Here is a 13,992-nt window from a genome sequence, read left to right on the forward strand (position 1 = left end):
AAGAATATGAATCCTAAAAAATTTCTGCTAATACTTGTTGCTCTGGGGCTTTCTGCTAGCTCGCTTTTTGCTGATGTTGCTCGTGATGCACAAGGCAAGCCAATTTTTGAAGTTCAAAGAGCAGCTCGTGGTGTCTTTGATTTGCAAAAAAATACTGTTAGTAACCTTGAATTTTACACTACTAACTACGGTATTTTTGCATTAAATACTGCTCTTAATCAGGGTAGCGGTATTTGGCCTCGCGGTTCACAAAATCACTACATTTTTGGCGGCGGTGTTTGGTTTGCTGCCAAGAAAAAAAGACCTGGTACTGACCAATTCAGAAACTACGTTACTGTTACTTATAACCCCAACTCAGGTGCTTCCTGGATGGTACCTGGTAGAATTGCAGATGGCGATTTAGTAGATAACGAAGCTGCAAAAAAATATAGAGTATATTTTTCTACAGACTTCTATACTAATGATGGTAAACCTATAAACGATAATGATGGTCCTAATTGGCCTATCTGGGATGCTAATCCTGATCCTAAAGCTGTCGTAACAAAGGATAGATATTTTGGATGGTATATCCCGGATGTTGGTATGCGAAATACTAATACATATCCTAAAGGTCCTGCTTTCATTTCTGGTGAAGATATTTTCGCTACTTTTAAAGATACTGATCTAAGCCGTTACGAAGGTGGTACTGCTCAGCGTCGTCAGGAAGGTTATCCCCTTCGTCTTCAATTTGAACAAATGATTTATTCCTGGGGCTTTGGTGATTATCGTGATATCGTTTTCTTAGCATACAATATTACTAATCACTCTACTGATACTTTGAGAGAATGTTGGCTCGCACCTGTAATGGACGTTGATATGGCTATCGCTTCCAATTTGAGTGCCGGTGCTGCTAATGATAGAGTTAAATTCTACAATACTGATACTACTCTCAATATGGCTTTCCAGTGGACTAATACTGATCGTGGTGAACGCGGACAAGGTTTCGGTTACCTCGGTTATACATTCCTCGAAAGTCCTGCTGTAATCCAACACTACGATACTGTATGGACTACCGATCCGCAAACAGGCGAAAAGAAAATTGAAAGATTAGACCTCGTAATTAAAGAAGATAGCGATTTTATTCGTAAAGATAGCGCCTATTATGCCTACAGTAGCCAGCTTGGGCTACGCACTTTCAGAAACTGGTCTATCGACTATGATCCAAAAGAAGATGACGAAAGATATTCTTTCATCGCAGCTGGTATTCGCGAAGGTGATACCGGACCTGGCGACAAACGCTTTATGATGGCTACAGGTCCATTTAATATGCGTCCTATGGATACTGTTCGTGTTGTTGTTGGTATCATTATCGCAAATACTTCTAAGGGCGGTGATGCTGACGGTTCAGAAGAAGACGTTCAGGATCTTGTAAGAAAAACTAAATTCGCAATCGAAGTCTATAATAAAAATTTTGCTGCTCCAAAGCCACCTAACAGAACTGTTTTCCTAAAAGCTGAAGGAATGAATAATGCCGTTCGCATCTCTTGGGATTCCACTGCTGAAGTTTCCGTTGACCCGTTAGAACGTGGTATGGACTTTATGGGATATGCACTTTATCGTGCCCGTCGAACAGACTTAGATGCTTACGACCAGAATACTATTGCTCCTACAAGCGAATTCCCTCGTGGAAAAGGTCCTCTCGGATGGAAGCTTTTACGTAAATGGGCTATTCCAACTCCATTCCAGAAATCATATGTTAAAACTGGTGACGCAAAGAATACTGACTATCCAGCTATCGACTCATTGAGAATTGTTGGTCCTTATGTTGATGCTAATTATAATATAGTCGACTCAATGGTTGTTCGCGTTATGCGTATACCTCGCGGTTGCAATCTTTATCCTACATCAGTTGTTAAAAATACTTTATATATTGACCCAACATTTAAGGCTAATAACCCTTATCCAACAGCTCCTGTTGTAGCTAACTTTGATACAAGCTACTACTCTCAGCCTTGGGGTCCATATTTCTCAAGTATTGCTAACTTCAGACATAAAGTAACACTTACTAATTCTCAAACTGGTGAACTGATTGAATTCCCATATATTAGCTACAATGTTAAAGAAAGAGATTTCTTTGCTGATAGTATTCTTACCGGGTTGCTCTATATCAACCGTGCTTTAATGAAATATAATCCTCTTCTCTATCAGAAGAAATCTATTAACGTTGATACAGCTTACCTTAACTCTATCCCTGCTGACGGTCTTGTTTATCTGAAAAATAACGGTAATTTAACTCAAACTGTTGATACTGCATACTTAAAGAATACTTTGCGTTCTGCCTACATTGATGGAAGACTTACATTTATCGTAGATGCTTATGTTCCTCTTCCAAAAAATCAATGGATGCAAAACGAAGACCAGGTCAACAATGCTTTGCAGGAAATCTATAAATTAATCCTTGAAGGCAAAATAGCAGACTACCGCTTCCGTGAGTTCGAAAGTACTCCTGAAGTTCAGCAAAATGTAATTATTCCTTATATGGCTGAAATTACAAACAACCGAACTTTCTTCGATATTGGCGATGATAATAATGATGGTATTATTACAACAAACGACGACCCGACAAAAACAGAAAAACTTATTAACAACATTCCTTATTACTACAAAATATTAGCTTTGGACGAAGGTGATTACAGTCAACCAACTCCGGGTAAATATAACGATGGTAACCCAGGACTTCCTAACTTCGTTGAAGTTTATCCAGCTGCTCCTCGTGCTGAAAAACGATTGAAATTTGAAGTAATTAGCGTTGATAAAAACATTGGTGGTCTGTATAACTTCAATTTCTATGCATTAGATCCTGAACGTGTTATGCAATTATTTGGTGGCGATACTCTCGAATTAGAATTCCAACCTTACTGGTATCAACGTGAACTTCGCTTTATGGGACGCCCTGAAACTGATGTAAACAAATTCGGATTGTACCAAAGAAGAATGACTTTAAGAAATATCAATAAGAACCAAACCTTATTCGATGGAGTTACCTTCTTCGAAGTTCAACCTTGCTATCTCGAATCATACAGAGGATTGTTTACTGAAAATGCTTTCTCTTACGTACTTTCTGATACATTAGTGCTTGACAGTATTTCAAATAAAACTGTAACCTTTGGAACTCCTGAAAGCCGTGAAATCATTACTCGCTCAGGTAAATTCTCAAGCGGTGATTTCAAAGAAATGGGATATTGCTACACTTTTTCAATGTTGCCACCAGCTTATGGTACTTTAGGTTTTGATTTCGATTTCGCTATCCAACAATTTGGTGGAAACTTCCGTCCAGATACAATGACTATCCACAAAGCTAAATTTGCTGATGGCGGTTCAAATCGCACTACAAACGCTTCTACACATATCGGTATTAAGCGAAATCTCGATAGAAAGCCAAATCAAGATATTGTGCTCACTACTCAACCAGTTAATTCATACTTTACATACCAGACTTACGACAGAGTAGCTGGCGGCGTTACCTATGGTTCGTTCAATAACGGTCCTGGTGAATATGTTGTTGAATTCTTGCCAGGTGGCGAAGAAATTATGCACTTAGAGTGGGGACCAGATGGTCAAAAACAAAACAAACGTTTCAGAGTGCCATATCTAAATCTTCGTATTACTAATCGTATTAGCTACGAACGCCCAGCCCCTGAAAAAGGTCCGAACGCAACTGAAAAAGTTACTTATCCTGATGAAATTAAACATATGTTTATCGATACTATTCCTGCTCATACCACAGCTTACTTCCAATTCCCTGCTCGTTATTATCCGGATCCTCGTAACTTGGCTTACTATGGAATTAATACTAATGAATACATTGGCAAATTTAATATTGCTGCTTACGGTTGGGTAAATGGTCGCCGTGCTACTGCTCTGCAAGCACCACGCGTATTTGCTCGTCCTTACGGAACTGAATTAGCTAAAAAAGCTAAAACTTACGTTGGTCTAGGCAAATATTACTTAACTGGTTATTCAGAAGATGGTCGTGATACCGTTGATTTCTGCCACGGATTGGACATCTCCGGCGTTCTTTTTGGTCTCGACTACGTTAATCGTGGTGGACGCTTCCCGAACGAAAACGAATGGGGAAGAGCTAGTGATTATACTTTCGGCGAAGACTTTAAGCCGGGAGATAAAATCGTTCTTAGTACTTACGGTGGTGCTTTAGGTCTCCCAATGCCAGGTGCTAAAGTCCGTGTTAAGATCTCCAAACCTATGGAAGCTGGTGAAAAATACACTGATAAACTTCTCGACCAAATTCAAGTTGTGCCTAATCCATATTACGTAACTCATCAAGGTCAACGTTCTCCTTATGATGCTAAAATCTATTTCACTCGCTTACCAAAAGTTTGTACAATCGATATTTACACTATCACTGGCGACCTTATTATCTCTATTAAGCACGACGAAAATACTTCATCAGAAAAAGACCGTTACGCTCTCAATATTTGGGACTTACTCACTAAAAACGGACAGCGTATCGCAAGCCAAACTTTAGCGGCTGTTATCACTACACCAGACGGTGCACAGACTATAAAGAATTTCTCAGTAGTTGTTGGTGGTTTCAGAATTACTACTGAATAATTAATAACTTGCGGTGGAAGGGATTTTCCCCTCCACCGTGAATGTTTAATTACTTGATAATTGGAGAATAAAATGAAAAAAATAGTATATCTTATCGCAGCTTGTTTAGTCTTGATGAGCACCAACAATCTTTTAGCCTTGGAAAATACTTACGGTTCATCCAAAGGTGGCAAAGAACTTCGTAAAGTAGGTGCCGCTGGTGCTCAATTCTTAAAAATTCCTGTTGGTGCAAGAGGAAGCGCCATTGGTGCCGCTTATTCCTCTATGGTTAATGACCTTTCGGCTATCTATTGGAACCCTGCTGGTTTAGCAGATGTTCGCGTTATGGCTGGAGAATTTTCTTACACTCAATGGCTTTTCGATTTTAGCCACAACTTTGCTGCTGCTTCAATGCCTATCGGTGAAAACTTTGTTATTGCAGCAAATGTTACTTCACTTAATAGCAGTGATATTGAAATCACAACTGTTGAACGCCCAGAAGGCACAGGCTACGAATACCAAGCCTCTGACGTCTCTGTCGGTGTTACTTTTGCCGGTTATCTTACCGATCAATTCTCGTTCGGTATTACTGCTAAATATGTTAATAATTCTTTTGCTGAAATGGATGCCGATGGTATTGCTTTCGATGTCGGAACTATGTATAATACTGGTATTCACGACATTAAACTTGGTTTCTCTATTCACAATCTTGGAACCGAACAAAAATATACCGGTCGTGGTCTTCGCTCATCGAAAAAATATAACGATGCTCTTTGGGCTGCCCCAATAGACGTTGATTATCTTTCATATTACCATAATATTCCTATTATTTTCCGTGCTGGTCTCTCTGGCAATGTCTACAAAGACGAACAACACAAAGTTGATGCTGGTGTAGGCTTTACTACTCTTTCTGATACACCGGAACAGTTCTCCATTGGTGCTGAATATACATGGAAAAATATGATTTCTTTCCGTGCTGGTTATGTATTCAATACTGACCAATTCGGCTTCTCTGGTGGTGTTGGCTATTCGTATTTATCAGACCAATTCTATGGAAAAATTGATTATTCAATTAGTCCTACTTTTGATATTGGATTAGTCAATCGCATTACAATCCAAATCGGATTATAATCTTTGTTGAATTTGTTAGATGCCGTTTACATTAGTAGGCGGCATCTTTCTATTTAAAAAATTTATGATTATTCTTTATAATATTATCTTTCGGGTTCTTTATTTCTTCTCTTTTGTTTTGAAACCTTTTCTTCCAAAATTCAAAGAAAGAGAAAATAATGTTAGTTTATCTCTTCAATCTCTAACTAAGCTCGACCATAATAGAAATAAAATCTGGTTTCACGCTGCTTCCGTTGGCGAATTCGAACAAGCTAAACCAATTATTGAACTCCTTAAATCAAAATATCCCGATATTCAAATCATTTGCTCATTTTTTTCACCTTCAGCATACAAAACACAAGCAAAATACGAATATGCCGACTCTATTTTCTATCTTCCGCTTGATTTGCCGTCTAAGTCTAAATATTTAATTAATTTAATTAAGCCAGACGTTGTTGTTTTTGTTCGCTACGAGCTTTGGGCTAATTATCTCTATATCTTGAAAAAATATAATATTCCTACGTTTCTAATTAATGCTACCGCTCCAAATTCCAATTTCTTCAACAAAACTTTTTTAATGAAAAGTTTTTATAAATTTGTTTTTTCACTTTTCCATACAATTTTTGCTGTAAATAGCGACCATTGCAAATATTTTCAACAATTAAATGTAAAATCAGACATAAAGCTGCTTCCCGATACACGTTTCGATAGAATTATCCAAAAAGTCGAGACTGCAAAATCGAAGCCTATTATTTCTACTGATTCTTTCTCTGATAAATTTATTTTTGTCGCTGGTAGCATTTGGGAAAAAGACTTTGAAATCATTTCAGCTGCCCTTATAAATTATAATTCAAATAATTTCAATAAAATCACATCAATTCTTGTCCCTCACGAACCAAAAGAAGATTTTCTTCAATCTATCGAAACGATTTTTCCAAATGCAATTAGATTATCAAAACTATTATCTGAACCGCAGACCATTCAATCTGGTGGTGTTGTTCTTGTAGATAGCGTTGGCAAACTTCTTATGCTCTATTCGAACGCCAATTTTGCCTATGTTGGTGGTGCATTCGGTGTTGGAGTTCATTCTCTAACTGAACCTGCTGGATACGGTATTCCTGTTGCGTGTGGACCCAATTGCTTTAATTCTCCTGATGCAAAGCCAATGCTCGATTGCAATGCTCTTTCAATAATTCATAGTTCTGATGAATTCAATCGCTGGTTAACAGAATTAATAAATAATAGTGCTATCTACAACACTCGTTCAGAAGCTTCCCGAAATTATGTTTATTCTAAGGTTGGCTCTTCCGAAAAATTTGTTGAATTTTTATCGCACTTCCTAAAATGATTTACTTAAAGATTTTTCACTTGCTCCTAATTCTGACTTTGTGCGTTTCTTGTATTAAAACCCCAAATTCACCAGAAACTTCTGATTTTATTACCGGCAATAATGGTGTGTTTGTCCTTTGCGAAGGACTTTGGGGTAGCGATAATGCAACCATCTCTCGTTTGGATTTAATGAGTGGTGTTGTAGTAAATCAATATTTCAGAAAAGCTAATCCATCACTTAGAATTGGAGATACTGCCTACGACCTTGAAATCAAAGGTGATACTGTTTTTGTTTCTGTTTCGACAAGTTCTACTATTGAAGTGTTTAGCAAAATCAATGGGAAATCTTTCGGAAGGATATTTCTTCCTCAAAATTCTTTGCCTCGTGATATTGTCATAATAAACGATACAACCGCCTACGTTACCTTACTTTTTAAAAACCAAATCGCAAAATTCAATCCCAAAACTCTATCATTTAAAGGTGAAACAATTGACGTTGGACCTTTTCCCGAAGGAATTTCCAGAATAGGCAATTATCTTTACGTTGCCAATTCCGGTTATGGTGATTTTTATCACAATGCACCAAAAGCAGGTTCTCTGTCCATTGTTGATATCCAAAATTCCAAAGAAGTTAATAGTATCTTTTGTGGAAAAAATCTAATTGAAGTAGTTGCTAATACTAAATACAATCGTATTTATGCTGCATATTATAATCTTCCATCGCTTCCTGATTCGCTTGGTGGTATCGTTGAAATTGACGCCACTTTACATCAAATCACTCGTCACTGGCGCACTCGCCCAACTGATCTAACGTTCTCCCCTTCAATGGATACATTGTATTTTCTTCAAGGTAATACTGATGCAATTGCTGGAGTGTCCTTTATTCCATTAAATCAACCGTTTGCACAAATTGAACAAAAAATCATCAATAAAAACCCAAATTCAATTTGGTACTCGCTTTCTGTCAGTCCCGATGCTGCTTTAATCTTAGTTGGTAATGCTAAGCGATTTACTTCAAATGGTGAGCTATTGATTTTCAAGAATAATTACGATTCTATTCCAATAAAAAATTATTCTGTTGGTGTCAATCCTAATAAAATTGTCTTTTTCTGAAGGCTTTTTAGAATTCTTTACCCTATATCTTCAATTTTTTCTACTCCACGTATACCTTTTATTAATAGTAATTTCCCGAAAATCTCATTTAATTGATTTTCGTCTTTTACGTAAACTGTTATTGCCCCCTCAAACATTGAACCTGAAGTATCAAGATTTACTCTCCTGATATTATTTGAACCAATTGCCATTGTAATGTCCATCAACATTCCTTCCCGATCTTCGCCTTTAATTAATAATTTTACTTCATAATTTTTCTTCATATTTTGAAGACGGTTCTGCAGTGTAGAATTATTTTTAAAATAATTATGAAGATGAAATACAGCCTTGAACGATACAACAAATTCTTTCCACTCAACTGATGGAAAACTGTTCGGCGATGAAATAACTTCTACCTGATCCCCGTTTCGAAGCTTATACTTTAATTCTCGCACAATTCCATTAACTTTACCGGATATGCAATGCAAACCCGTTTCTTGACTTATGTTGAAAGCAAAATCAATGATTGTTGCACCCTCAGGAAGCTTTATTGGATGTCCATCCTTTGAATATACTGTTAGTTCACTATCGAAAAGATTAGTTTTTATTGAATCCCAGATAATCTGAGTTGCTCGTTCGCCTTCCGTTAGTATCATATCGCGCATCCAGATGCCCCAGTTTTGAACATCTGTGTCGTTCAGTGCCAAAGCTCTGATTCTTCCGGATTTCAAGGAAAACTTCGCCGCAAATCCACCTTCTGCTATTTTTTCCATCTCTTCTGTTCGGATTAATATTTCAACTCGCTTTCCATCCGGACCAAAAAGCTCAGTATTAAGCGATCTATACCAGTCTAACTTCGGATTGGCAACATAATCGGCAAAACTTATTGCATTAAATGCGTTTGCTAATATTCCGTGAGCACGATAACACTCGGCAACATCGCTTGTTTGTAGTATCAACACTATTGAATAAAAATTATCTATGTCCTCTAAGCTTTTCCCGTCTTTTATCATCTGAAAAATTTCGTACTCATACTTATGCACTATTGTAATAGTCGCTTCTATACCTTTTTCTTTTAAACTCTTTTGAATTAAATTGATAAATACCTTTATATATTCAATAAAATCTCTTCGTTTGCTATTGAGAGCATCTTTGATTGCTTCGTATGTTTTCCTGTCTGTATAGTAAAATGCTCTGTTTTCCATCTCCATTCTTACTTTGTTCAGTCCAAGTCTATGTGCAAACGGTACATAGAAATTCAGCGTTTCAATCGCGACTTCATACTGCTTTTGCTGACCTAAGTAATGCAATGTTCGCAAATTGTGAAGCCTATCAGCAAGCTTTATCAGAATTACTCTAACATCTTTGACAAGCGAAAGAAACAATTTTCTATAAGTTTCTGCCTTTTTTATTTTTATTAATTCTTGATCGCTTTTTACTAAGCTTATTAATTCCTCGTCAGGTTCGTCTATCTTTGTTACTGCATCAACTATTTCTGCAATCTCCTCCGAAAATTCTTCTGCAATAATACCTTTTGTAACTGATGCAACATCTTCAATTACATCGTGCAACAATGAGGCAACAATAGATTGCTCGTCGAAAATACCTAATTCTTTAATCAAAATTAATGTTACATTGAGTGGATGTGTGTAATATGGATATCCACTCTTTCGCTTTATTCCTCGATGATAATTGACGCAGAACCAATATGCCTTCGTTATTTGTTCAATGTTTAATGTCTTGTCTGTTTCTGTTACTTTCTCTAAAAATAATTCTAAATCTTTATTCTCGTCTCCTCCAAAAGGACCTTGCTCATCGTACTCATCTGGAAATTCGTATAACTGCTCCATCTTTTGCTTTGTTATTATAACACAATAAAAATACATTCATTCAATGAAAATTAATTAAAAATATTGACAAATCAAAAAAAATTAGCGTTCTTTTGTTGATTTTAATTATGATAAATTTTAAATTAATTGTAAATTTATAATTGTTGTTTTCTTTTCTGTTGCAAATGAATATCTACGAAGAAATATTTAATAATAGTCTTGACGCCAAATGTATTTTAGATGAACACTCCCAAATTGTCGCATATAATTCTGCCTTTGCTGAAATTTTCGCTTGTGATAACTCTTGCAAAGGCAAACCATTTGAGAGTGTAACAAATTTGCAGTTAAATTTAGCCTTATTTGATAATAAAAACTATAAACTTAATATTAAATATAAAAATCCGAAAAATGAAACTTTTTACCTCGAAGTTTCTTGCTTAACAATAAGCCTGATGGGGAAGAAGCTATTTTGCTTTTTTTTCGAAAACAACACCGAAAAACTATTGCAGGAATTTGCTCTGCAAAATGCTGAAATTGAAAAAGAAGCCATTCTTGACTACCAAACCGACTTTGTGATCGTTCAGGACCTCGATTACAACATCCTATGGGCAAATAAAAGTGCTACTGAAGGCTCAAATCTTACACTTCAAGAGATGCTTTATCGCAAATGCTACGAAATTTGGTCAGATGATAATTCTCCTTGCGAAAACTGTTCTGTTTTCCGTGTCAAACAAACATTAAAACCCGAAGAATTTATCCGTAAAACCAAAAACGGAACTTATTGGCTAATCAAAGCATCTCCAATTTTCAACAAAGACGGCAAATTACACAGAATTTTAGAAATTGCTGAAAATATTACTCAGAAAAAAGAACAAGAAAGAATTATTGCTGAAAACGAAGCACAATATAGAACGCTCGCAAAATATGCTCCTGTCGGAATTATCGTTTTTGACAACCTCGTTCCTGTATTTGCAAATCCAAAAGCTCTGGACATCTTAGAATTTCAGAATGTTGAAGAACTAAGTATTGCCAAACTACTGAATTACATATATCCCGATGACTATGAATATTTCCAGAATTTTATTGAAATGATGCGAGAATATAGGTTGAAAGATGAAAATGTTTCCATAAAATTTAGATTGGAAAGAAATAATAAAATTAAATATATTATCTCCACTGTTTCATACTTTAATGTTCTTGATAAAAACTATTATCAGATAATTCTTATTGATAATACTGAATTAGCCGAGCTTTCCGCCATTCAAAGAAAACTTGCAGTGGAATCTGTTTATCTAAACGAAAAGAACAAACTAATCGAAGAACTCAATAAGCGTCATAAATTTCTTGCTAAAAAATATAATATTTCCGATGAAGATGTCCGCCGTCTCAATAAATTACTGAATTCTTATTTCTTACCTGAACGAGATTGGGAAATAACTAAAAAGCACTTCGAAGCTGTCCACAAAAATTTCTTCACAAATTTGAAGAAAAAATTTCCAAATCTTACTCAAAATGAACTTCGTCATTGTGCTTATATTCGTATGAACTATACTACCAAAGAAATTGCACGTATTCTGAATGTGGCTCCCTCAAGCGTCCAAAAAGCCCGTCTTCGACTAAAGAAAAAGCTCAAATTGAACTCTCATCAAGACCTCTATCTTTTTATTATGTCTATATAACTAATCTCCCTGCTTTATTTTATTTTTTTTATACCTAAATAATTTGTAGTTTTGAATTTATGTTTTGTGTTAAATTTAGTATAAACTAAAGTAAAAGTTAAATGGAAAAACAAAGAACTATTTTAAAAGAAGTATCTTTTTCCGGTATTGGTCTGCATACAGGCAACCCTTCGACAATTACTTTTAAGCCGGCACCTGCAAATTATGGATATAAGTTTATCCGAACAGATTTAGAAAAAAGAGTAGAAATTCCAGCTCTTGTTGATTATGTAGTTGACCTTTCCCGTGGAACTACTCTTGGTATTGATGATGTCCGTGTTCATACTGTTGAACACGTTCTTGCTGCTCTTGCTGGTATGCGAATTGACAACTGTATTATTGAACTATCTGCCAACGAACCTCCTGTTGTTGATGGCAGTTCTTTACCTTATGTTGAAGCTTTAAAACAAGCTGGAATTGTCGAGCAAGATGCTGAAAGAAAATACCTCGTTATTGATGATACTGTTCGATATACAAACGAAGCCAAACAAGTTGATATCGTCGCTCTTCCGCTTGATGACTATCGTATAACCGTTATGGTTGATTATTTCAATCCCGCATTAGGTAGTCAGCACACCGGCTTATTTAATTTAGAACAAGAATTTGAAACAGAATTCGCTCCGGCTCGCACTTTTTGCTTCCTTACTGAAGTCGAAATGCTATATAAAAACGGATTAATCAAAGGTGGTAGCCTTGATAGTGCTATCGTTATCATTGATTGCGAGCTTTCTGAAGATAAAAAACAATGGGTTAAAGAGACATTCAAAGTTTCAGATGTTCCTGATTCACTTGTCAACGGTGGCATTCTTAACAATTCTTCATTGCGTTTTAAAAATGAGCCAGCTCGTCATAAATTACTTGATATGATTGGCGATTTAACTCTTGTTGGTGCTCCAATCAAAGCTCAAATTCTTGCTGCTCGTCCGGGTCACGCGAGCAATTTTGAATTTGCCAAGCTTCTCCGCAAAAAGTATCTGAAGCAACTTGAATTAGAGCGACTAAATCCATCTAAAGCCCCGGATGTTGTTCTCGATATAAACGGGCTACTCAAAATTATGCCTCACCGTTACCCGTTTTTGCTTATTGATAGAATTATTCATTTCAATGAAGATAAAACTAAAATTATTGGATACAAAAACATTACATTTAACGAGCCTTTCTTCCTCGGACACTTCCCCGAACGACCAGTTATGCCGGGCGTGCTTATTTGCGAGGCTCTTGCCCAGACTGGTGGTCTGATTGTTTGGAGTCAGCTTACTCCGGAAGAAGTTGGTAATAAATTGCTCTTCTTTATGGGAATTAAAAACGCTCGTTTCAAAAAGCCGGTTCTTCCAGGCGATCAATTAGTTATGGAAGTTGAACTTGTTCACAAAAAACTGAACACTCTTATGTTTAAAGGTGTTGCTTATGTAGACGGCACCCCCGTTGCAGAAGCAGAATTTCAAGCAGCAATTGTTGATAGGTAATATATGGCAGTACAGATTCATCCCTCAGCTGTTGTTTCACCTAATGCTCAATTAGGCGAAAACGTAATTGTTCACCAAAATTGCTTCGTCGGCGATAAAGTTACTATCGGTGATGGCTCTGTCCTTATGGCTGGTGCTTACGTCGATGGTAGAACTACAATCGGTAGTAATTGCAGGCTTTTTCCTTACTCTATCGTTGGAACAGAACCACAGGATTTGAAATACGCCGGTGAAGATACTCTAACAATCATTGGTGATAATACTGTAATTCACGAGTTTGCAACTATTCACCGTGGAACATCTTCCACTGGTAAAACTTCTGTTGGGTCTAATTGCTTAATTATGGCTTATTGCCACGTTGCTCACGATTGTGTCGTCGGCGATAACGTTATTATGTCCAACGTTGCTCAGATTGCTGGACACGTGCATCTCGAAGATTTCGTTATTTTGGGTGCATTTGCTAAAATCCATCAATTTGTAACCGTTGGCAAACACGCTATGGTCGGTGCCGATATCAAAGTTGTTATGGATGTTCCTCCGTTTGTGCTTATAGGACGAAATCCACCGCGTGTTGAAAAAGTAAACAAAATTGGTTTGCGTCGTAGAGGTTTTTCGGAAGACGTTATTAACGAACTTCAAACTTTTTACGATACTGTGCTGTTTTCCGGTTTTAATAATAAACAGGGAATAGAAGAATTTATTAAAAATCATCCGCAATTTTCAGACGACGTCCAGTATTGCATTGACTTTATCCGAAACTCTTCACGCGGTATTCATAGATAATCGTAATAATCCTTTTCTAAAGTAAAAGAGGCTGTTCATTCTCAGCCTCTTTTTTGTTTTTTGAACGGATTATAA

The 13,992-nt window shown here is 36.5% G+C and carries 8 protein-coding genes; 7 read left to right on the top strand and 1 reads right to left on the bottom strand.

The window, feature by feature from the left end:
- Positions 1-6 precede the first annotated feature (6 nt).
- From ACY2LT_RS00070 to ACY2LT_RS00085, 4 genes are all read left to right on the top strand, one after another.
- Positions 7-4,611 carry a hypothetical protein gene (locus ACY2LT_RS00070; RefSeq protein ID WP_491815531.1) on the top strand — a complete coding sequence of 1,535 codons (4,605 nt, stop codon included), beginning with the start codon at positions 7-9 and terminating at the stop codon, positions 4,609-4,611.
- Positions 4,612-4,683: 72 nt separating this feature from the next.
- The gene (locus tag ACY2LT_RS00075; RefSeq protein ID WP_491815532.1) at positions 4,684-5,721 is read left to right on the top strand and encodes a PorV/PorQ family protein; all 1,038 of its coding nucleotides are present in this window, start codon (positions 4,684-4,686) and stop codon (positions 5,719-5,721) included.
- A gap of 19 nt (positions 5,722-5,740) precedes the next feature.
- Positions 5,741-7,048, top strand: coding sequence for a 3-deoxy-D-manno-octulosonic acid transferase (locus ACY2LT_RS00080; RefSeq protein WP_491815533.1), 1,308 nt, complete (start codon positions 5,741-5,743; stop codon positions 7,046-7,048).
- A 20-nt stretch (positions 7,049-7,068) separates the two neighbouring features.
- On the top strand, positions 7,069-8,142 hold the full coding sequence (locus ACY2LT_RS00085) for a YncE family protein (protein WP_491815534.1): 1,074 nt from the start codon (positions 7,069-7,071) through the stop codon (positions 8,140-8,142).
- Between the two features lie 17 nt (positions 8,143-8,159).
- Here ACY2LT_RS00085 and ACY2LT_RS00090 read toward each other — a convergent pair whose 3' ends face one another.
- Complete coding sequence (locus ACY2LT_RS00090; RefSeq protein WP_491815535.1) at positions 8,160-9,971, bottom strand: HD domain-containing protein; 1,812 nt, start codon at positions 9,969-9,971, stop codon at positions 8,160-8,162.
- Positions 9,972-10,135: 164 nt separating this feature from the next.
- Here ACY2LT_RS00090 and ACY2LT_RS00095 point away from each other — a divergent pair, with 164 nt between their 5' ends.
- The 3 genes from ACY2LT_RS00095 to lpxA all read left to right on the top strand — a co-directional run bounded on the left by ACY2LT_RS00095 (position 10,136) and on the right by lpxA (position 13,917).
- Positions 10,136-11,629, top strand: coding sequence for a PAS domain-containing protein (locus tag ACY2LT_RS00095; protein WP_491815536.1), 1,494 nt, complete (start codon positions 10,136-10,138; stop codon positions 11,627-11,629).
- Between the two features lie 101 nt (positions 11,630-11,730).
- The gene (locus ACY2LT_RS00100; protein ID WP_491815537.1) at positions 11,731-13,134 is read left to right on the top strand and encodes a bifunctional UDP-3-O-[3-hydroxymyristoyl] N-acetylglucosamine deacetylase/3-hydroxyacyl-ACP dehydratase; all 1,404 of its coding nucleotides are present in this window, start codon (positions 11,731-11,733) and stop codon (positions 13,132-13,134) included.
- Positions 13,135-13,137: 3 nt separating this feature from the next.
- The gene (lpxA, locus tag ACY2LT_RS00105) at positions 13,138-13,917 is read left to right on the top strand and encodes an acyl-ACP--UDP-N-acetylglucosamine O-acyltransferase (protein WP_491815539.1); all 780 of its coding nucleotides are present in this window, start codon (positions 13,138-13,140) and stop codon (positions 13,915-13,917) included.
- Positions 13,918-13,992 lie beyond the last annotated feature (75 nt).

Source organism: Eximiradius proteiniborus (assembly GCF_058546985.1).